Source organism: Pseudomonas sp. PA-1-3F (genome assembly GCF_021609665.1).
GTDB classification, from domain to species: Bacteria; Pseudomonadota; Gammaproteobacteria; order Pseudomonadales; family Pseudomonadaceae; genus Aquipseudomonas; species Aquipseudomonas paracarnis.
This window is the reverse complement of sequence record NZ_WJZD01000018.1, coordinates 107,907-128,022: the sequence shown is the minus strand read 5'-3', so window position 1 is coordinate 128,022 and position 20,116 is coordinate 107,907. Positions and strand designations below refer to the sequence as shown.

Annotated in this window: 20 protein-coding genes and 1 pseudogene; 12 read left to right on the top strand and 9 right to left on the bottom strand. The window is 61.8% G+C overall.

Going from position 1 to position 20,116, the window contains the following annotated elements; genetic code table 11:
• The first annotated feature begins 201 nt into the window (after nucleotides 1-201).
• The 3 genes from GIV26_RS15140 to GIV26_RS27135 all read left to right on the top strand — a co-directional run bounded on the left by GIV26_RS15140 (nucleotide 202) and on the right by GIV26_RS27135 (nucleotide 1,191).
• Entirely contained in the window at nucleotides 202-747 is a 546-nt protein-coding gene (locus GIV26_RS15140) for a hypothetical protein (RefSeq protein WP_014718415.1), read from the top strand.
• Nucleotides 748-832: 85 nt separating this feature from the next.
• Nucleotides 833-1,045, top strand: coding sequence for a hypothetical protein (locus GIV26_RS15135; protein ID WP_054918911.1), 213 nt, complete (start codon nucleotides 833-835; stop codon nucleotides 1,043-1,045).
• Between the two features lie 11 nt (nucleotides 1,046-1,056).
• Nucleotides 1,057-1,191 (top strand): hypothetical protein, encoded by a 135-nt coding sequence (locus GIV26_RS27135; protein ID WP_014718417.1) that lies wholly within the window; start codon nucleotides 1,057-1,059, stop codon nucleotides 1,189-1,191.
• Here GIV26_RS27135 and GIV26_RS15130 read toward each other — a convergent pair.
• Nucleotides 1,182-1,529, bottom strand: coding sequence for a helix-turn-helix domain-containing protein (locus tag GIV26_RS15130; RefSeq protein ID WP_054899059.1), 348 nt, complete (start codon nucleotides 1,527-1,529; stop codon nucleotides 1,182-1,184). The two genes, GIV26_RS27135 and GIV26_RS15130, sit on opposite strands and share 10 nt — an antisense overlap.
• Nucleotides 1,530-1,582: 53 nt before the next feature.
• Nucleotides 1,583-2,929 carry a cation:proton antiporter gene (locus tag GIV26_RS15125; protein ID WP_054899060.1) on the bottom strand — a complete coding sequence of 449 codons (1,347 nt, stop codon included), beginning with the start codon at nucleotides 2,927-2,929 and terminating at the stop codon, nucleotides 1,583-1,585.
• A gap of 192 nt (nucleotides 2,930-3,121) precedes the next feature.
• Between GIV26_RS15125 and GIV26_RS15120 the strand changes: the two are divergent.
• Nucleotides 3,122-4,297, top strand: a pseudogene (locus GIV26_RS15120) (pyridoxal phosphate-dependent aminotransferase); the annotation flags it as partial.
• 38 nt (nucleotides 4,298-4,335) lie between these two features.
• On the opposite strand, the gene GIV26_RS15115 reads toward GIV26_RS15120, so the two are convergent.
• Complete coding sequence (locus GIV26_RS15115; RefSeq protein ID WP_034119698.1) at nucleotides 4,336-4,776, bottom strand: Lrp/AsnC family transcriptional regulator; 441 nt, start codon at nucleotides 4,774-4,776, stop codon at nucleotides 4,336-4,338.
• Between the two features lie 108 nt (nucleotides 4,777-4,884).
• Between GIV26_RS15115 and GIV26_RS15110 the strand changes: the two genes are divergently transcribed.
• Entirely contained in the window at nucleotides 4,885-5,793 is a 909-nt protein-coding gene (locus GIV26_RS15110; protein ID WP_096144665.1) for a DMT family transporter, read from the top strand.
• A 77-nt stretch (nucleotides 5,794-5,870) separates the two neighbouring features.
• On the opposite strand, the gene GIV26_RS15105 is transcribed toward GIV26_RS15110, so the two are convergent.
• From GIV26_RS15105 to fabF, 3 genes are all read right to left on the bottom strand, one after another.
• On the bottom strand, nucleotides 5,871-7,850 hold the full coding sequence (locus GIV26_RS15105) for a peptidase U32 family protein (RefSeq protein WP_236281366.1): 1,980 nt from the start codon (nucleotides 7,848-7,850) through the stop codon (nucleotides 5,871-5,873).
• Nucleotides 7,851-8,631: 781 nt separating this feature from the next.
• Entirely contained in the window at nucleotides 8,632-9,012 is a 381-nt protein-coding gene (locus tag GIV26_RS15100; protein ID WP_014718423.1) for a RidA family protein, read from the bottom strand.
• Nucleotides 9,013-9,083: 71 nt separating this feature from the next.
• Complete coding sequence (gene fabF, locus GIV26_RS15095) at nucleotides 9,084-10,352, bottom strand: beta-ketoacyl-ACP synthase II (RefSeq protein ID WP_236281363.1); 1,269 nt, start codon at nucleotides 10,350-10,352, stop codon at nucleotides 9,084-9,086.
• Between the two features lie 107 nt (nucleotides 10,353-10,459).
• Here fabF and GIV26_RS15090 point away from each other — a divergent pair, with 107 nt between their 5' ends.
• Entirely contained in the window at nucleotides 10,460-10,936 is a 477-nt protein-coding gene (locus GIV26_RS15090; protein ID WP_236281361.1) for a winged helix-turn-helix transcriptional regulator, read from the top strand.
• Here the strand turns inward: GIV26_RS15090 and GIV26_RS15085 are convergent, their stop codons facing one another.
• The 3 genes from GIV26_RS15085 to GIV26_RS15075 form a co-directional block, all read right to left on the bottom strand.
• The gene (locus GIV26_RS15085) at nucleotides 10,937-11,806 is read right to left on the bottom strand and encodes an isocitrate lyase/PEP mutase family protein (protein ID WP_014718426.1); all 870 of its coding nucleotides are present in this window, start codon (nucleotides 11,804-11,806) and stop codon (nucleotides 10,937-10,939) included.
• A 110-nt stretch (nucleotides 11,807-11,916) separates the two neighbouring features.
• Nucleotides 11,917-12,585 carry a DUF3313 domain-containing protein gene (locus GIV26_RS15080; RefSeq protein WP_236281358.1) on the bottom strand — a complete coding sequence of 223 codons (669 nt, stop codon included), beginning with the start codon at nucleotides 12,583-12,585 and terminating at the stop codon, nucleotides 11,917-11,919.
• Complete coding sequence (locus tag GIV26_RS15075) at nucleotides 12,585-12,896, bottom strand: hypothetical protein (protein WP_034127413.1); 312 nt, start codon at nucleotides 12,894-12,896, stop codon at nucleotides 12,585-12,587. Before GIV26_RS15075 ends, GIV26_RS15080 begins: the two co-directional genes overlap by 1 nt.
• Nucleotides 12,897-13,061: 165 nt before the next feature.
• Between GIV26_RS15075 and GIV26_RS15070 the strand changes: the two genes are divergently transcribed.
• The 6 genes from GIV26_RS15070 to GIV26_RS15045 all read left to right on the top strand — a co-directional run bounded on the left by GIV26_RS15070 (nucleotide 13,062) and on the right by GIV26_RS15045 (nucleotide 20,045).
• On the top strand, nucleotides 13,062-13,772 hold the full coding sequence (locus GIV26_RS15070; protein ID WP_034127602.1) for a response regulator: 711 nt from the start codon (nucleotides 13,062-13,064) through the stop codon (nucleotides 13,770-13,772).
• Nucleotides 13,769-15,097 (top strand): ATP-binding protein, encoded by a 1,329-nt coding sequence (locus GIV26_RS15065; RefSeq protein ID WP_200583337.1) that lies wholly within the window; start codon nucleotides 13,769-13,771, stop codon nucleotides 15,095-15,097. The genes GIV26_RS15070 and GIV26_RS15065 overlap by 4 nt, the downstream gene beginning before the upstream one ends.
• 277 nt (nucleotides 15,098-15,374) lie before the next feature.
• Nucleotides 15,375-16,331: an ABC transporter substrate-binding protein gene (locus GIV26_RS15060; RefSeq protein WP_034127415.1), complete on the top strand. Its 957-nt coding sequence runs from the start codon at nucleotides 15,375-15,377 to the stop codon at nucleotides 16,329-16,331.
• A gap of 22 nt (nucleotides 16,332-16,353) precedes the next feature.
• On the top strand, nucleotides 16,354-17,685 hold the full coding sequence (locus GIV26_RS15055) for an LLM class flavin-dependent oxidoreductase (RefSeq protein WP_236281355.1): 1,332 nt from the start codon (nucleotides 16,354-16,356) through the stop codon (nucleotides 17,683-17,685).
• A 101-nt stretch (nucleotides 17,686-17,786) separates the two neighbouring features.
• A complete protein-coding gene (locus tag GIV26_RS15050) occupies nucleotides 17,787-18,626 on the top strand; it encodes a helix-turn-helix transcriptional regulator (protein WP_236281353.1) in 840 nt (279 codons plus the stop codon).
• A gap of 36 nt (nucleotides 18,627-18,662) precedes the next feature.
• Nucleotides 18,663-20,045 carry an aspartate aminotransferase family protein gene (locus GIV26_RS15045; protein WP_236281350.1) on the top strand — a complete coding sequence of 461 codons (1,383 nt, stop codon included), beginning with the start codon at nucleotides 18,663-18,665 and terminating at the stop codon, nucleotides 20,043-20,045.
• Nucleotides 20,046-20,116 lie beyond the last annotated feature (71 nt).

The window sequence follows — 20,116 nt, the reverse complement described above, 5'->3', positions numbered from 1 at the left end:
CGCCCTCGCCGGCCCGGGCCAGCCCGGACCCGAAAAAGAGGGGGGGGCCCCCCCGCCCCCGGGCGGGGGCAGGTTGTATCGCCACAGGAGGGGGCTCACCACAATGGGGCGCGGCGTGTTTCAGATTGGTGCAGCAACCCACTTGAACTTCACCGAGCCCCGATTCTTCTAAGGAGTTTCGTCACCTTGTGGAGCACCGTCGTGTCCAGAATCATCTCCCCCCACACTCCGGAAGCGGCCCTGAACGACCACAGCGAACACAACGCAAAGATTTTCGGCTCGCCCAAGGACCGCCTCGACTTTTACCGGCGCGAGATCCAGTACGAAACCAGCATCCTGGCCAACCGCACCGACGCCTACCTGACCGCGCAATCCTTCCTGGTGATTGCCTTTGTCTCCGGCATGGGCAACCTCAACCCGGAATGGGGCAAGCTGTTCACGCTGGTGGTGCCGATCTTCCTGGTCTCGCTGGGTATTCTCAGTTCGCTGAATGCCTGGCCCGGTATCCGTGCGGCGTATGAAATCATCGACCACTGGCACTACAAGCAAAGCGAATTGCTGCGCAGCGAGCCGGTGATGGGCATGGCCTACGATGAATCGCCGCTGTTTTCCGAGGTGGAGTCGAGCCACAAGGGCTATCGCAAGTCGTTGTTGTTTTCCATGCGCGCGCCGTGGTTGTTCATGGTGTTCTGGCTGGTGTTGGGCATCTATGCGTTTTATATCCAAGTGGACAATCCACTGCGCTGACCACGCGGACGGAACTTCAGCCGTGGCCGTGACGCCTTAGCTCTATGCGGTACAGATTTTTCACCGGCCTGCAGAGAGGTGCCTCATGACCCAATCTAACGATCCACAGACTAACAATCGCAACGACCCCGCCATCGACGGCGGCGAGCCGGCCCCTGGCACTGCCGCCGATGCGCCCAAGGATCCAACGCCTGCGAGCGACCCAAAGGCCAAGGAAAACGACTACAGTCCAGACTTCAGGCCCGAGCGTGAGCACAAGCCTGAAACCGATGCCGATATCGATACCCAAGGCGGTTAGAGGAGACGCACATGTCAAAAGAACTGGACGATGAACTCAACGACCCGGGCAACGAAGACCCGGGTTCGCTGATGGACGATGCCGAGGTACCGCTGAACGACCTGGATGAAGCGGCGGACGTTGGCAACACTGAAAATCAGGACTGATCCGGCGGCGGGCCCGAGGGATTGCTGAGCTTGAAGTAGACGTCTTCCTCGGCCCCGCCGTCCAGCGACACCTCCTGGCCCACCACGCGGTTATCGATCAGCGTCTGCGCCTGATCGCGGCTGATATTAACCACTGTGCTGCGCTTGCCAGTGATCACATACACCACATCCACCCCATGCTCGGCCAAAGCTGCCAGGTAGTTGGCATGGGGCAGGTCTTCGCCCAGTTCATATTGACGTTGCTCGCGTGTGGTCACGCCGCCTGCCTGCGCCAGGTATTGCTGCGAATATCCCAGGCGTTGGCGTTCCTCAAGCAATCGTTGGGCGATGTTTTTCATTAGTTGACTCGCTGTGGGTCCTGACTGTTTGAAACCCCGGCGCGGTGCAGGATTCAATTTTTTTGCGCAGCCTGACGCTCATACCACGCCAGCATGGGCTGGGTACTCAACCCGTGGGCCAGGATGCTCAACGCGATGACCGACAACGTCAGGTTGACCGCCACCGCACTGCTGGTGCCCACCAGCCCGTGGTTGAGCGCATAGAACAGGTAGTAAATGCTGCCGATCCCACGAATGCCGAACCAACTGACCAGGCTGCGTTGCCGCCGGTCCAACAGGCGGCCCCAAGGCATGGCGAATACACTGGCGGGGCGAATCACACAAAACAGCAACGGTGCCACCGCCAACGCGGCCCACTCCCAGTGGCTGACCAGCACGATGCCCAAGACTGTCACCAGGAACACCTCCATGGCCCGCTCCACCAGGCTGCCGAAGGCCAGCATGTCGCCCATCATCACGCCTGCCGCGATCTGGGTGTCCTTCAACTGGCTGACGTCACCATGCAAGGCTTGCTCGGGCTCGATTTCAAGGTGGCCCACCACCGGTTGCGCCAGGTGCTCGGCGGGTGTCTGGGCGTTGCCGGTGGACTTCACCTCGGCCTGGCGCAACCCCAGGCCCGCCGCGAATACCGACAGGAAGCCATAGCCGCCCACGGCTTCGGCGGTCACATAGGCAAGGGCGATCAATGCCAGTGTCAGGTAATCATTGGGCGAGAGGGTGCTGTCGGCATTGATCAGGCGCAGGCGCAACGTCACCCGGCCGATACCTCGGCCCATCCAGTAGCCGATCAATAGCCCGACCGGCACCGCCCATACCAGGTTTTTCAGCACCCAACCGCCGACCCAGTCGCCATCGAAGCCGCCGTGTTGCATGAACAGCAGGCCGAAGATCACAAACGGGAAGGCGCTGCCATCGTTCAGCCCCGCTTCGCCTGACAGACCGAAGCGCAGCGCGTCGTAGTCCTGGGCATTGTTGACCTGAACCAGGCCCGCCAGCACAGGGTCGGTCGGCGCCAGGATCGCGCCCACCAGCAGAGACACCCCCCACGACAGATCAAGCAGGTAATGCAGCAACAGCCCGGTGCCGAGGATGGTCAACAACATGACCGGGCCGGCCAGGCCGAAGGCGATGCGCCAGGTGCGATGCTTGAGCGGCAGGCGCAATTTCAGGCCGCTGACAAACAGCGAAAACAGCACTGCCACTTCGGTCAGGTGCTCCATCCAGCGCGCCGAGCCCTTGATGTCCAGATGCAGCAGGTCCACACCGAGAGGGCCGATGGCGATACCCAGCAACAGGCACACCGCCGAGGTGGTGACCGGCATCCAGCGCAAGTATGAGGAGGTGAGGGCCAGGGTAAGCAGTACGGCGCCCAATACGGCCAGCCATAGAATGAAAGTCATTGTGCGTGTTCCAGGGCCGCGGTCTATGCAGCTTTGAGAACGGCGACCGGAAGGGGGTTCAATGTGATTGCCTGCCATGGGGACAAGGCCCTATTTAGCCATTGAACGAAGGTTTGCCATGCACTAAGTTGGCCGCTTGTCGCCCGCGCATCTACGGATCTGCGTCTTTCTTCTTTCACCAGAGGCTCTGGCATGAAGTTTTCTCCCTTCGTTGAGCGCATTGCAGGGCAGGGCGTTGCCGCCTGGGACATCCACCACGCCGCGTCCGACGCCGCCAGCCAGGGCGAAGACGTCATCATCCTCAGCGTCGGCGACCCGGATTTCGCCACGCCGACCTTTATCACCGACGCCGCCGTCAATGCCTTGCACGCGGGAGATTCTCACTACACCGAGATCGCCGGTCGCCCGGCACTGCGCGAGGCGATCGCCGCCCGTTACAGCCGAACCCTTGCCCGGCCGTTGGCCGCCGACAACGTGATCATCGTGCCCGGTGCGCAGAACGCGCTGTTCATCAGTTCGCTGTGCCTGTTGCAGGCCGGCGACGAAGTGCTGGTGCTCGACCCGATGTATGTCACCTACGAAGCCACGCTCAAGGCCAGCGGCGCCACTCTGGTGCGGGTGCCCTGCAGTGCTGAGGCCGGCTTTCGCCTGAATCCGTCCTTGCTCGCCGCCGCGATCACCCCGCGTACCCGGGCGATATTCTTTTCCAATCCGAACAACCCCACTGGCGTGGTGCTTGACCTGCAGGAGCTGCAAGCCATTGCCGACTTGGCCATCGCCCATGATCTGTGGGTGGTGGTGGATGAGGTCTACGAAAGCCTGGTGTTCGACGGTCAATACCACAGCCTCGCGGCATTACCGGGCATGGCGCAGCGCTGCATTGTGATCGGCAGCTTGTCCAAATCCCACGCCATGACCGGCTGGCGTATCGGCTGGCTCATCGCTCCAGTGCAAATGGTGCAGCACGCCGAAACCCTGCTGTTGAGCATGATGTACGGCTTGCCCGGCTTCGTGATGGAGGCGGCGACCGCCGCGGTGTTGGCCCACGATGAAGTCACTGAAGGTATGCGGGAGACCTACCGACGCCGACGTGACCTGGTAGTGACCGCCTTGAGCACCTGCCCAGGCATCCGGGTGCTGGCGCCGCAAGCGGGCATGTTTGTGCTGGTGGATGTGCGCGGCACGGGGCTGGGGTCGCTGGATTTTGCCTGGCGCCTGTTTCGTGAAGCGGGCGTGTCGGTGCTGGACGCGGCAGCCTTCGGCGAGCCGGCCCAGGGGTTCGTTCGGCTGTCCTTTACCCTGGGCGAGGAGCGCCTGGCGCAAGCCTGTCGGCGGATTGTGGGGTTTGTGGAAAAGCTGACGAGTGAGCGCTCCGTGCACTGGGCATGAGTACCTGAACAACCCATTTAGTCAGCCAACGGCGGCAAACGCCGTTTCACCGGGGTTTTCTTGACGATAGCGGTGTTGGTTTCGGCATAGGTATTCAGCCGGTCCAGCAGCGTGTCGAGGTGCTCCATGGTGCGGACGTGCAGGCGTGCGATAAAGCAGTCGTCCCCGGTAACCTTGTCGCACTCTGTGAACTCGGGGATCGCCTGGATCTGGCGCTCCACTTCCTGCAATTTGCCGGGCAGGGGGCGGATGCGCACGATGGCTTGCAGCAGGTAGCCGAAGTGTTTGGGGTCGATGTCGACGGTGTAGTGGGTCAGCACGCCGCGTTCTTCCAGGCGCCGCAGGCGTTCGCTGACGCTGGGTGACGACAGCCCGGTGATGCCTGCCAGGGCCTTGAGGGACAACCGCGAGTCGTCCATCAAAGCGGCGATCAGTTGCTGGTCGATGGTGTCGATCATGGTCTGTGCCTAATAAGAAAAGGTGATTTCGGGATTTTGCCTTTTTTAGTCGCTGTAGCCGTCGCCAACAGATTGCCATACTGGAGCCTCACTTGAGGAGCCTCAATCATGGATTCATCCATCCGTCGTGGGTCGTGGGAAATGGTCGCCGCCATGCTGATCTCGGGCAGCATTGGCTGGTTTGTGCTGGTGTCTGGCGTGTCGGTGATCGAGGTGGTGTTCTGGCGCTGCGTGATCGGTGCGCTGACGCTGGTACTGGTGTGCGCCTGGCTGGGTTACCTGCGCCTGGACCTGCTCAGTTGGGCAAAACTGGGGCTGGCCGTGCTCAGCGGCGTTGCCATTGTCGGCAACTGGTTGCTGCTGTTCGAATCCTATTCCCGTGCCTCCATCGCTATCAGCACCGCGGTGTACAACGTGCAGCCGTTTATCCTGGTGATGCTGGCGGCGGTGTTTCTCGGTGAAAAAATCACCGTGCAGAAATTGGCATGGTTGAGCGTGGCGTTCCTGGGCATGTTGGCGATTGTCACCGCCCATGGCGACCAAACGGGTGGAGGAGATTACCTGGTAGGCATCGCGCTGGCCCTGGGTGCGGCATTTTTGTATGCGGTCGCGGCGTTGATCATCAAGCGCCTCAAGGAAGTACCGCCACATTTGATGGCATTGATCCAGGTGACGACTGGCGCGCTATTGCTGGCGCCACTGGTGCCCTGGAATGGCCTGCCAGCATCCACCACGACGTGGGCGGCCTTGGTCACCTTGGGGGTGGTGCACACAGGTTTGATGTATGTACTGCTGTATGGCGCGATCCAGAAACTGCCGACGGCCATTACCGGCGCACTGTCGTTCATCTACCCGATTGCGGCGATCTTTGTGGATTGGATTGCGTTCGGGCATCGCCTGGGGTGGCTGCAATGGCTGGGTGTGGCGGCGATTCTGCTGGCAGCGGCAGGGTTGCAACGGGGCTGGTGGTGGCCCCGCAACCTCGGTAGGCGCGAGCTTGCTCGCGAAGAAGGTTAACGATGACGCCGCGTATCAGGGTTGAAACGCGGCGTTCTCTCGTTCTTCGCGAGCAAGCTCGCTCCTACAGGTGAGGGTTAGTGCGTGCCCTGGTAGATAAGGTTTTCCGGGTTGAAATGCTCTACCGCGCTGCCAGGCTGCGGCAGGCCGAGGATATGCCCCTTGATCTTGCCCACCACATGCATTTCGCAGGGTTTACAGTCGAACTTCAAGGTCAGCACTTCGTCACCGTGGATCAATTGCATGGGTGCCACCTTGGTCTTCACCCCGGTCACACCCTTGGCCTGTTTAGGGCACAGGTTGAACGAGAAACGCAGGCAGTGCTTGGTGATCATCACCGGCACTTCGCCGGTTTCTTCGTGAGCTTCGAAGGCCGCGTCGATCAGCTTCACGCCGTGACGGTGGTAGAAGTCCCGGGCCTTCTGGTTGTAGACGTTGGCCAGGAACGACAAGTGCGCCTCGGGATACACCGGCGGCGGCGAAGTTTCAGCCTTGCGCCCACCCCGCGGATGTGCGGCGACGCGTGCGGCGGTCAGTGCTTCGATCACTTCACGGCGTAACGCCTTGAGCTGCGAGTTGGGGATGAAGAACGCCTGCGGCGCATCCAGTTCGATACGGGTGGCGTGGTACTCGGTGGTGCCGAGCTGGCCGAGCAGGTCGCGCAGGGTGTCCAGCGCCTGTTCCGGCTTGTTGGCCACGCCAAACGGGCCGGGCAGGGTGACACTGGCGCTGATGCCTTCCTCGCTGGTCGCGGTGATTTGCAGCTGCTCTTCACGCAGGCTCGCGACCCATGACAAACCGATACGGCGCTCGGCCGAGGTCTTGAGCAGGGCCTGTTGCCAGTTGTGGTCCAGGTTACGATTGAGCGGGTGATGCGGGCGCAGCTGGTGCAAGCCGGCGGGCATTTCGTTGGGCTCGACGCGGTAGCGGTAGCGCTTCTCACCGTCTTCCTCGAACTCACCCTTGGGCTCGGCGATATTGGCGCGAAAACCCACCACTTCACGCTTGATCAGCACATTGAGGCCGTCGCCGTTGGACAGTGGCTCATGGGTGACCACCTGCAAGTCGCGCTTGCCGGCTTTTTCCACGGTGCCCACGGGCAGGCCGGTAAAGGTCGGGGTGTCAAAGGCACCGATGTCGATCTTGCGGTCGCTGACAAAGTAATCGGTGCTGCCACGGTGGAAGGTTTTTTCCGGGTCGGGCAGGAAGAAGTGCGCGGTACGGCCGCTGGAAGCGCGGGCCAGGTCCGGGCGGTCTTCGAGGATCTCGTCGAGGCGCTGGCGGTAGTAGGCGGTGATGTTCTTCACATAACCCATGTCCTTGTAGCGGCCTTCGATCTTGAACGAACGCACGCCCGCTTCGACCAGGGCGCGCAGGTTGGCGCTCTGGTTGTTGTCTTTCATCGACAGCAGATGCTTTTCAAAGGCCACCACGCGGCCCTGGTCATCTTTGAGGGTGTAGGGCAGGCGGCAGGCCTGGGAGCAGTCGCCACGGTTGGCGCTGCGACCATTTTGCGCGTGGGAGATATTGCACTGCCCGGAGAACGCCACGCACAGGGCGCCGTGGATAAAGAACTCGATGGCGGCATCGGTCTCGTCGGCAATGGCGCGGATCTCTTGCAGGTTCAACTCGCGGGCCAGTACCAACTGCGAGAAACCGGCCTGGTCGAGAAACCTGGCCCGGCCCAGGGTGCGGATGTCGGTCTGGGTGCTGGCGTGCAGCTCGATCGGTGGAATATCCAGCTCCATCACGCCCAGGTCTTGCACGATCAACGCATCCACACCGGCATCGTAGAGCTGATGGATCAGCTTGCGCGCAGGTTCCAGCTCGTTGTCATGCAGGATGGTGTTGATGGTGGTGAAGACGCGGGCGTGGTAACGGCGGGCGAATTCCACCAGTTGAGCGATATCGCTCACCTCGTTACACGCATTATGGCGAGCGCCGAAGCTCGGCCCGCCGATATAAACGGCGTCGGCGCCGTGCAGGATAGCCTCACGCGCAATGGCGACATCGCGGGCAGGGCTGAGCAATTCCAGGTGATGCTTGGGCAAGGACATAGTTTTTTTAGTCAGGCTTGTCACGGTCGAGGCGCGCATTGTAGCCGTGAAATGCCTGGGCGGCATCTACCGCAGGGCTGTCGGCCCTAATGCAAGCCCGTTAAGCGAACGCATTACTCAACGCAACGAAGACCCAATGTGGGAGCTGGCTTGCCTGCGATGGCCATAGGTATCTACACAATTTTGGTGCGACGCTGAACCTGTGGCGAGGGAGCTTGCTCCCGTGACGGCCTGACAGCCAGCGCTGTTCTAACTGACGCGCCGCTGTCCAAATGTGGGAGCTGGCTTGCCTGCGAAGACGGCCTGACAGTCAACCCAGTTGGACCGTGTACATATCCATTCCTGCGGTAACTGCCACTTAGGGTTCCGCCTGACGGCGGGTCACTTTGGAAAAGAGCCCCAAAGTAACCAAAGGGCTCTTGCCCCACCACTCGGCACCTCGCCTAGGCTCGGTGTGCCCGTAATCCGCCAGTGATTTGGGGGGCCGCCGCCACGCGCCATCCATGGCGCGGGGCGGCTAAACCGGCATCCCTGCCGGTTTACCCCCCAAATCCCTGTCGAATTCCGGCCAGCGTGGTTTGACGGGGCGCCTAAGATCAAAAGCAGATCAAGAGCGGCTCGCTTCGCATCGTAGTTACCGTTGGCGGGTACAGCCCACAAAGTTGTGTAGATACCTATGCTGCGATGGCGATGGAACATTCACCACCGCTATCGCAGGCAAGCCCACCTTTTTGACCGCGTTCGACATTCCTATCAGATCGGCGTTAACGGCGTCACAGATTCAAGCCTTGGCAGCCATCGCCGTCACTTCCACCCGCATACCTTCCACCGCCAAGGCGGCAACGCCCACTGCCGCCCGCACTGGCCAGGGCTTGGCGAAAAAGCGCTTGTAGACCTCGTTGAACGCAGCACGGTCGGCCATGTCAGTGAGGTAGATGGTCAGGTGCATGACCCGGTCCATGGAACTGCCGGCTTTTTCCAGCGCAACTTTCAGCGCTTGCAGGGTGCACTCGCTTTGCAGGGTGATATCGCCCAGTTCCAGGCTGCCATCGGCATGGGTGGGAATCTGGGTGGAGACCAGGATGCCGTTGAAGCCGATTACGTCGGAGGAGATGGAATCGGCGTCCGGGTCAGGGGTATAGGACAGGTCGTGGTTGGCCATGGGCACCTCGTGTTGGCAGGAACAGAAAGGCGCCATGGTCGGTGAAATTCACTCCAGGGGCAAACCCCGGCTTATATCCAGCGTCGGAACAGCACGCTGGCGTTCACGCCGCCAAAGCCGAAGCCATTGGACAGCGCATATTCAATCGGCATGGGCCGCGCCTCATCGCGCACCATGTCCAGGCCGTCGGCGAGGGTGTCCGGGTTTTCCAGGTTGAGTGTCATTGGCGCGATCTGGTCACGCAGGGTAAGCACGGTGAAGACGGCTTCGATGCCCCCCGCAGCACCGAGCAAGTGGCCGGTGGCGGATTTTGTCGAGCTGATCGCCGGGCTACCGCCAGTACCGAATAGCGTCCTGATTGCCGCCAGCTCGCCTTTGTCTCCCACAGGTGTGGAGGTCGCGTGGGCATTCAGGTACTGCACCTGCGACGCCTCGATGCCCGCCTGGCGCAACGCTTGAGTCATTGCCCGGCGCGCACCGTCACCGTTTTCAGGCCCTGCGGTCATGTGATAGGCGTCTGCACTGGTGCCATAGCCCACCAGTTCGGCAATCGGCTGCGCGCCCCGCGCCAGGGCATGTTCGAGTTCTTCAATTACCAGAATGCCGGCGCCTTCGCCCATCACAAAGCCGTCGCGCGCCTGATCGAAGGGTCGCGAAGCGCGCTGCGGGGTGGCATTGAAATCGCTGGACAGCGCTCGCGCTGCGGCGAATCCGGCAAGGCTGACGCGATGAATCGCCGCTTCGGCACCGCCGCATACCGCGACGTCGACTTCCCCGGCGCGAATCATTCGCGCTGCGTCGCCGATAGCCTGAACCCCGGCGGCACACGCGGTTACTGGCGCACCCAGAGGGCCTTTCAAGCCATAGTTGATCGACACATGCCCGGCGGCCATGTTGCTCAGAAACGATGGAATGGTGAAGGGCGACAAACGACGCGGGCCCTTGCTGTCGGTGGTGCGCACCGCATCGGCAATGGCCGGGAAACCGCCGACGCCGGAGGCGATGATGGTTGCCGTGCGTTCCTGCTCTTCGGGTGTTCTGGGGGGCCAATTGGCCTGCTTCAGGGCTTCATCCGCCGCCGCCAGGGCAAACAGGATAAAGCGGTCCATCTTGCGCTGTTCCTTGGCGGCCAACAGTCGATCAGGATCAAAACCGGCTTCGGGGTCTTGCAACACACTCTGCACCTGGCCGCCGATGCTGACCGCCAGATCACCGATCAACTCTTGCGGCAAGCGGCGGATGCCCGACTGTCCGTCCAGCAAGCGCTGCCAAGTGGATTCCACGCTCGACCCCAGCGGCGTCAGCGCGCCCATGCCCGTCACGACGATACGTTTACTCATGCTCAATCGACTCCTGTTGCTTGAAGGGTACACAGCGTATGGACGTCACTATCATCATGAAAGTAACATGGCGTCATACAAGTTTGTACTCGCACACAGGAATACTTATGCAGCGCAAATCCCTCATCAGTGCCGAATGCCCCATCGCCCGTAGCCTTGAACGGGTAGGGGAGTGGTGGAGCATGCTGATCATGCGCGACGCCTTGCACGGCTTGCGCCGTTTTGACGAGTTCTCGCGCAGCCTGGGCATCGCGCCCAACATGCTGACGCGCCGCCTTAATGGCTTGGTAGACGCGGGGATGCTGGAGCGCCGCGCCTACAGCGAGCGGCCGCCACGGTACGAATACGTGCCGACGGCCAGAGGCGAAGACTTTCGTATGGTGCTGATGGCGTTGGTGGCGTGGGGCAATCGGCATTACGCCGAGGAGGGCATCAGTGTCGAGGTGGTGGACCGTGAGACGGGCCGGCCGGTGCAGCCGATGATGGCGACGGAGGAAGGTGCGTGGGTGGCGATGGATCAGTGCGTGGTACAGCCCGGCCCGGCCGCCAGCGCAGGGATGCGCCAACGGCTGAGCCGTGATTGATTACTCTTTTACATCCATGAACTCTTCGGCCCACGCCACATAGCTCTCAGGCAAGGTGTAGGTGTGGGTCAATTCCGTCGCACTGAGGTTCGAGGTGCTGTGGGTCAGCTGACGCTGGGCACGCAGGCTGTCGTAAGTGGCCTTGATCGCGGCGAAGTAGGCGCCATGCCCGGCCACCACGATGCGTACGCCCAGGCTGGCCAGGCGCTCGCTGTCGTGCAGTTGTGGGTTGCCGTAGGTCACCAGCATCAGCGGAACGCTGAGGTTCTCCGCGATCTGCTCCAGGTGGTCGAAGTCCTTGACGCCGACCATGCAGATGCCGTCAGCGCCGGCCTTTTCATAGGCCTTGGTCCGCGCAATCACGTCGCTGGTGGGCAGCACGCCGGCGTTGGTGCGCGCAATGATAGACAGCGCCGGGTCGACACGCGCCTCTAGCGCGGCCTTGACCTTGCCGATGCCTTCTTCGACGGAAATCAGGTCCGTGGATTTACGCCCGAATTGCGCAGGCAAGAGGGTGTCTTCGATGGTCAGCGCAGCGACGCCGGCGCGTTCCAGCTCTTCGACGGTGCGCATTACATTCAGGGCGTTGCCGTAGCCATGGTCGGCATCGGCGATGAAGGGCAACTGGGCCACACGGCCGATGCGGGTGGCTTGCTCGACGAACTCACTCAGGGTAATCAACGCAAAATCGGGGGCCGCCAGCACCTGCAGGGAGGCGACGGAGCCGCCCAGGATTCCCACTTCAAACCCCAGGTCGGCCGCGATGCGGGCAGACATGGGGTCGAATACGGAGGCGGTTTCAACGCACAGGGGCGTTGCCAGCAGGTCACGGAAGTTACGGCGTAGCGCTGAGTGAGAAATCTTGGGCATGGTCTTTCCTGGCTTTGGTCATCGTCAAGTGACGATCAATGTCTATTCGTGGTGCCGGGAGATTACCACGCAGATGCCCCTGTGATTATGACGTTTGAGCGCGGCGAGGGTTATCGAGCGACTGCACTGTACGACGTACCCAGGTCGCGGGCCCAGCCGTCGAGCACGTCCTTGACGTTGTCGGCGGTCATGACTTGCTTGTCATTGGCCAGGGGTGCGCCGGTGCCTTTACGCACCATGGCCGCCACGACATCGCCGGTCGAACCATCTTCCAATGACAGCTCCGTGGCGATTTCACTGTCTCGATCGCGTATGCCTGTGGCGGCGCTCACGCCCGCTGCGACCAGGGTGATCGGCAGCCACTCATAAAACCGCAGCCCCTGTGGGCTGGTGGCGATGCGGGTGATGGCAGGGCGTACTGTGAGGGTGTCAGGGCCAGGTTTTGAGGCCAGGTAAACGTATTTGCCAAGTTCCGAACGCAGTACCAGGTCGTAGTAGCCGGTGACGTGGGAGAGCGTGCTTTGGGGGATCTGGGCGCTGGGTTCAACAGCCGGAAAAAACTGGCTGGGCGCCAGGTAGACCTGCTTGTAGCGGCCGCGCTTCAAGGCCGGGCTGATCCAACTCAGTACGGTCTGGCCCGACGGGCTCTGTTGTTCTTTAAGCAGGCTGTAGTCATGAAGAAAGCCTGTATATCGCTCGGGTTCGACCTTGTTGCTGCTGCAAGCCATCAGGCTCAGGGTGCCCGCCATCAGTAACAGGAGTGAGCATTTACGGGCCATCAATGGGTTGCCTGTTCGTTTGGAGTGTCGTGTGAGGATTCGATATGCAACTGGCCATGGGTCATGATCCAGTGGACAAGCTCGGCGATGGGAATGGAGTGGGCGTACTCGACCCAGCGCCCGGCGTCGGGGCTGTAGTGTTCGAAGTAGCGACGCAGCACGATACGGTCCAGGTCCGCGTTCAGCCCCAGGCAGGATTCCTGGAACAGCATCGGGCTGTCCTGAGCCGGGGAAGAGGTGCGCTGGCTCAGTACCAGTGGCCGCGCATCGCCTGCTGCTTGCTCGGTGTACCTGCTGCTCGAAACTTTCATAGGCGTCTTTCGTGAGTGGGAGATGTGCAGAATGCCCGACAGGTTTTGCCCAAAGATGTCCGGGTTGTGTCCGTGGCGAAGGAATGTTGCTCGATTGAAATAAATGACCCCGGCGCCGGAATGGTTTTAGATGTCGTTCTTTTTTTGGCCTGGGAATCTGTGAACGTGAGCAGACTGCTGATCGTCGATGACGACGTGGAAGTGCTGGCATTGCTGAAGAAATTCTTCGTCCAGCACGCCTATGAAGTCGACGTGGCCGCCGACGGCGAGGCCATGTGGGCGGCCATCGCACAACAGCGGCCGGACACGATCATCCTCGACCTCATGTTGCCCGGCGAAGGCGGCCTCAGCCTCTGCCAGAAAGTGCAGGCGCAGGTCGGCATCCCTATCATCATGCTCACGGCCATGGGCGAGCTGAGCGACCGCATTGTTGGCCTGGAACTGGGCGCCGACGACTACCTGACCAAACCCTTCGCCCCGCGCGAATTGCTGGCCCGCCTGCGCGCTGTGCAACGGCGTGCGGGACAGTCGGTCAGTGCGGCCGACGAGCGCTCACGCCCGGTGATTGCCTTCGCCGGTTGGCATCTGGATATCACCTGTCGCGAGCTGCGTTCGCCCGAGGGCGTCATGATCCCGTTGTCCGGTGGCGAGTTCGACCTGCTGGTAGTGTTTCTTGAACACCCCCAGCGCATTCTCACCCGCGACCAGTTGATCGACCTGACCCACGGCCAGGGCCACGACGCCTTCGACCGCAGCATCGACGTGCAGGTCAGCCGGCTGCGGCGCAAGATCGAGCCCGATTGCAAGCGCCCGGACCTGATCCGCACCGTGCGCAATGGCGGCTATCTGTTCACTGCCCCGGTGACCCGCGCATGATTCGCCGCCTGCTGCGCCGCGACACCCTGAATCGGCGGATCGCCCTGACCATTCTCGCCGCGATGCTCGCCTCACTGGCCCTCAATGCCTTGTTCGTGCAGGTGGCCGGGGTGTGGGCGCGTCCGCCCATCGACCGCACGGGGTTGCTGGAGCAAATGGCCGCGACGTTGAAAGTGATCGAGGCGGCGCCTGCGCCGTTGCGCTCGCATCTGGCTGCAGCGGCCAGCGATGCGCGGTTGCAGGTGACGTGGCATACCGACCCCGTGGATTTCGGCCTGCCCAGCGGCGGCAACGTGCTACAGGCGGGCGAAGTCCCTGGGATACAGGCGTTGTTTGGCACGGGGCGCACCATTCAGGTGTACAGCCCGGACGATTGGCCCCGTGGCAGCCCCGACGCGCATTATGTCGCGCTGGTGCAGTTACTTGATGGCAGCTGGTTGTCCTTCATCCCACCCGAACGCAGTTGGGGCCTGAGCGCACCCACGCGGATTGCGGTGATCATCATCCTGGGGTTGATCGCCACCTTGCTGGTCGCCTGGGTGGCCACCCGGCAATTGGCCAAGCCGTTGCAGCGTTTCGCCAGTGCCGCCAGACGCTTCGGCGGCGATCTGCGCGCACCGCCCATCGACATCGAAGGCCCCGACGAAATACGCCAGGCCACTATCGCCTTCAACACCATGCAGGCGCAGATCCAGCACTTCATCGGCGAACGCACCCAGATGCTGGCAGCCATTTCCCATGACTTGCGCGCGCCTTTGACGCGGATACGCCTGCGCTGTGAGTTCATGGAGGATCTGGACCATCAGCACAAGCTGATTCGCGATGTCGAGGAAATGCAGTCGATGATCAACGCCGCGCTGGCGTTTTTCCGCGACGATACGGTACTGGAGCACAGCACGGCATTCGATTTGTCTGAATTGCTGCAAACCATCATCGACGACTATCGCGACCAGCAGTTGGCGGTCGACTTCCGGGGGCCGCCCCATCTGGTCTATCACGGCCGGCCATTGGCGCTTAAACGGGTGGTGGTCAACCTGCTGGAAAATGCCGCCAAGTACGCCCGGCACCCCAGCATTGCTCTGAGTGTTGACGATCAGCGGGTACGCATCGAGGTCAGCGACGAGGGCCCGGGGATTCCCGAAGCGGACCTGGAGCGTGTGTTCGACCCTTTCTTTCGTCTCGAGACCTCACGCAACCGCAATACCGGTGGGGTAGGGCTTGGGCTCTCGGCAGCGCGGGCCATTGTGCGCGAGCAGGGCGGTGAGCTGAGCCTGAGCAATCGACGTGGGTCGGGGTTGGTGGCTCGGGTTGAATTGCCGCGCTAGCGTGATGCGATATGCGCATTATTAATGAATTAGGTTATGCGTTATCAGTATTTTACATCTCGCCTTCAACACCACGAAAATAGCCCGGAAACCAAAAATCTGTGGCGATTGAGCTTGCTCCCGCTGGGGCGCGAAGCGGCCCTGCTCTTGTCAGGAGCATGGGGCCGCTACGCAGCCCAGCGGGAGCAAGCTCCCTCGCCACAGATAAAAGCTTTTTAAAACCGAGACCGTGCGTGCGGATCGATTTGAATGCCCCACAAGGCATCTGGAGACGAACGTGCGTTACCTCAAAACCCTGGCGGCCGGGTTGGCCGCCTCTTTGCTGTGCCTGACGGCGCAGGCCCAAACCCTGGTGGTCGGCGACCAGAGCTACAACGCGCAGGCCGTGATGGAAGCGGCGGGGGTGCTCGATGACCTGCCTTACACGCTGGACTGGAAGCAGTTCACGGCCGGGTCGCCGGTGGCCGAAGCGCTCAACGTCGGCAGCCTGGACCTGGGCCTGCTCGGGGATGCCCCGGTGTTGTTCCTGGGCGCCTTGGGTGCACCGATCAAGGTGATTGCCGTCAGCCGGCAAAATCTCGACGGCGTAGCCATCCTGGTAAAAAAAGACTCGTCGATCCACAGCCTGGCCGATCTGGCAGGCAAGCGCGCTGCGATCTGGAAAGGTTCCTGGAGCCAGCAACTGTTGCTGACCGCACTGGACAAGGCCGGGGTTGCGCGGGATTCGCTGCAATGGCGCTACCTCAGCGCCCTGGATGCCTCCCACGCGCTGGAAGGCGGTGCAGTTGACGTGATCGCCACCTGGGAACCCTACGTCACGCAACAGGAACGCCAAGGTGCGCGGGTGCTGGCAACCGCTGAAGACTTGATCCCGGCCCAGAGTTTCATTGCCGCCAACGCCAGTGCTGTCGAGGCCAAGCGTGAACCCATCAGCGACTTCCTCCAGCGCCTGAAAAAAGCCCGCGACTGGGCCCGCCAAAGCCCGGCCAACGCCAACGCGTATGCCGATGCCTGGGCCAAGCGCACCCGCGCTGATGCCGACATCGCTCGCGTCTGGTTTGCCCGCGCACGCACCACCGTCGAGCCGCTGACGCCTCAGGCGCCCATCGAGGCGCAAAAGACCGTGGACTTTTTTGCCGGCCTGGGCCTGGTCAAGTCTTACTCGGCCGCCACGTTGTTCGACCCTTCATTTGCAGCCGCCTTGCAGCCCGCCGTCGCCACCACCCAGCCCTGACCGCTTGAAGGACTACTGCGCAATGACTAAAAGACAGCTCAAACTGGGCGCCCTGACCATGGGCTGCGGTGGGCCGGGCCGCCATAACCTGTGGCTTGATCCGCAATTGCCGGCCGATGCCAGCGTCAACGTCGATTGGTACATCGAGATAGCGCGCCAGGCCGAGGCGGCGCTGTTCGACCTGCTGTTCATCGTCGACAGCCAGTTCATCACCGAAGGCTCGCCTTCCCATTACCTCAATCGCCTGGAGCCGCTGACCTTGCTGTCGGCACTGGCCGTGAGCACGCGGCATATCGGCCTGGTCGGTACGCTGACTACCTCGTATAACTCGCCCTATAACGTCGCCCGGCGCCTCGCCTCCCTGGACCTGATCAGCAAAGGCCGCGCCGGCTGGAACGTGGTGACCAGTGGCGATGCCGGTACCGCCGGCAATTACAGCCGCGACGAACATTACGACTATGCCACCCGCTACGGGCGTGCCGCCGAACACGTTCAGGTGGTGCAGGGGCTGTGGAATTCTTACGAAGACGATGCGTTTGTGCGCAACCGTGCCACTGGGCAGTTTCTCGACCCGAGCAAGCTGCACAGCCTGAATCACCAGGGCGAACACTTCTCGGTGGTGGGCCCGCTGAATATCCAGCGCTCGCCCCAAGGCCAGCCGGTGATTTTCCAGGCCGGCGACTCGGAGCAAGGCCGCGACCTGGGCGCCGCCACCGCCGATGTGATCTTCACCCACGCGGCCAGTATCGAGCAGGGCCAGGCGTTTTACCGGGATATCAAGGGCAGGGCGGCACAACGGGGGCGCGATCCGGAACAGGTACTGATCATGCCCGGTGCGGAAATTTATGTGGGCGACACCGATGCCTATGCTCGGGAAATCGAGCAGCACTATCATCAGCTCGACCACAGTTTTGCGCTGGCACTCAAGGAGTTCGGGCGCAATTTTGGCTGGCATGATTTCAGCCAATACGACCTGGATGCGCCGTTCCCGCAAGAGAGCCTGGAGGCCGCGCGCAGCAGTTTTTTCACCGCTGCCAAACGCATCGCCGACCAGGCGCGGGAGCAGGGCTTCAGCCTGCGCCAGGCCGTCGAATTTGGCCGGCAATTGCGCCCAGGCGCGTTCGTGGGCAGCGCGGCCACGGTGGCGCAGAAAATGGCGGATTGGTTCGAGGCACGGGCGGTGGACGGGTTCAATATCTACATCGGGCACCCTGGGCAATTTGATCGCTTTACTCAGGAGGTGGTCCCTTTGCTGCAAGAGCGCGGTGTTTATCGCACGGCCTACGAGGGCTCGACCTTGCGCGAAAGCCTGGGCTTGGCGATTCCGAGGTTCCAGCGCACCCCCTCACCCTAAGGGGTGATTTCGATGACTTTGCGGGTGTGGGACTATCACTTCAGTCCCCGGCGCCAGTGATCTGGTGTCGCACCCAACCGTTATGACGGCGAGTCTTCGAAGTGGATAATGATCGACTGTCTTCAGCCCAGTGGTTCGAACAGATAGCCAGGGTGACCGAGAGCATCGGGCACGCGGGGTTTGCCGCCACGTTGTTCGATGCCCTGGGGTGTATCCGCCCCATTCAGGCCACGACCTTGTACCTGTACCCCCACGACGGCATGCCCAGCGCATTGTTCGAACTGGACGGGCCATGGCTGCCCCAGGGCAATGTGCGCCAGTACCTCTCCGGTTTTTACTTGCTCGACCCGTTCTACGGCGCCTGCGTGGAGGGCGCCACTTCCGGCTGCTACGACCTCGCCGATGTGGCCCCCGACCACTTTGAGCACAGCGAGTACTACCAGTCGTTTTACCGGCATTCGCACTTGGAGGATGAGCTCAACTACATCCTGCAGGCGAGCAGCGGCTTGAGCCTGGCGGTGTCGCTGGCCTTTACGCAGAAGCTCGACGCGGACACCACCGAGCATTTCAAGCGCATAGCACCATGGGTATTGGCAGTGCTGGGCAAGCACTTCGTCGGCCTGGAGACTCAGGGCGCGCGTTTCGAAAGCCTGTTGGAACAGCGTATTCACTCGGCACTCAACAACTTCGGCTCCTCGCTGCTCACCGAACGCGAATGCCGAATCACCCAGTTGATCCTGCGCGGCCACTCCACACGTTCGCTGGCCGAGCGCCTCGGGGTTTCCGAAGACACCATCAAGTCCCACCGCAAGCACATCTACAGCAAGCTCGACATCGGCACGCAGTCGGAACTGTTTTCCCTGTTTATCGACTCGTTGGCCGAGGCCCAGGGCGGGCTGAGCAAAGACCCCCTCGAACGCTACATGAGCAAAGGCCGTTGACCGGCTGCATGACTACCCACAACAAGAGAAAAAGCCATGAACCTACCCTTTGAACCGCAACGCCAGACCCAGGACTACCAGGCCTCGGACGCGGCCCACCATATCCATGCCTTTGTGGATCAAAAGGCGCTGAATGCCGAAGGCCCGCGCGTAATGGTCCGCGGTGAGGGCCTGTACCTGTGGGACAGCGAGGGTAAGCGTTACCTGGACGGGATGTCGGGCCTGTGGTGCACGCAGCTGGGTTATGGCCGCAAGGACCTGACCGCTGCGGCGGCTGCGCAGATGGATCAGCTGGCGTACTACAACATGTTCTTTCACACCACTCATCCGGCGGTGATCGAGCTGTCCGAGTTGCTGTTCAGCCTGTTGCCAGGGCACTACAGCCATGTGATCTACACCAACTCCGGTTCCGAAGCCAATGAGGTGCTGATCCGCACCGTACGCCGCTACTGGCAAGTGCTCGGCAAGCCCGAGAAGAAGATCATGATCGGTCGCTGGAACGGCTATCACGGCTCCACCCTGGCGGCGTCTGCCCTGGGCGGCATGAAATTCATGCATGAAATGGGCGGCTTGATCCCGGACGTCGCGCACATTGACGAGCCTTATTGGTACGCCCAGGGCGGTGACTTGACCCCGGCCGAGTTCGGGCGGCGCTGCGCCCTGCAACTGGAAGAAAAGATTCTGGAGTTGGGCGCGCAAAACGTCGCCGGTTTTATCGCTGAACCTTTCCAGGGCGCCGGCGGCATGATTTTTCCGCCAGAAAGCTATTGGCCGGAGATCCAGCGTATCTGTCGCCAATACGATGTGCTGCTGTGCGCTGATGAAGTGATTGGCGGTTTCGGTCGTACAGGTGAGTGGTTTGCCCATCAGTATTTCGGCTTCGAACCCGACACGTTGTCGATCGCCAAGGGCCTGACCTCAGGTTACCTGCCCATGGGCGGTTTGGTATTGAGCAAGCGCATGGCCGAAGCCCTGGTAGAGCGGGGCGGGGTGTTTGCCCATGGACTGACGTATTCCGGGCACCCGGTTGCGGCGGCGGTGGCCCTGGCCAACCTCAAGGCCTTGCGTGACGAAGGGATCGTGCGCCAGGTAAAGGACGACACCGGGCCGTATTTGCACAAGCTCCTGCACGAAGTCTTTGGCAACCACCCGCTGATCGGCGAGATCCAGGGCACCGGCCTGCTGGCAGCCTTGCAGTTTGTCGAGGACAAAGGCACGCGCAAACGCTTTGCCAATGAAAACGACCTGGCCTGGCAATGCCGCACTTTTGGCTTTGAAGAAGGCGTGATCATTCGCTCGACCCTGGGCCGCATGATCATGGCGCCGGCCCTGGTAGCCAGCCGCGCGGAGCTCGATGAACTGGTCGACAAGACCCGCATTGCGGTGGACCGCACCGCACGGATGGCGGGAAAACTGTGAAGGGCTGAGCCCCCGCATGCCGCTTCGGTTGAACAGGGTGGGCGGCCCATAGCGGCCTGCCCACCGCTCCC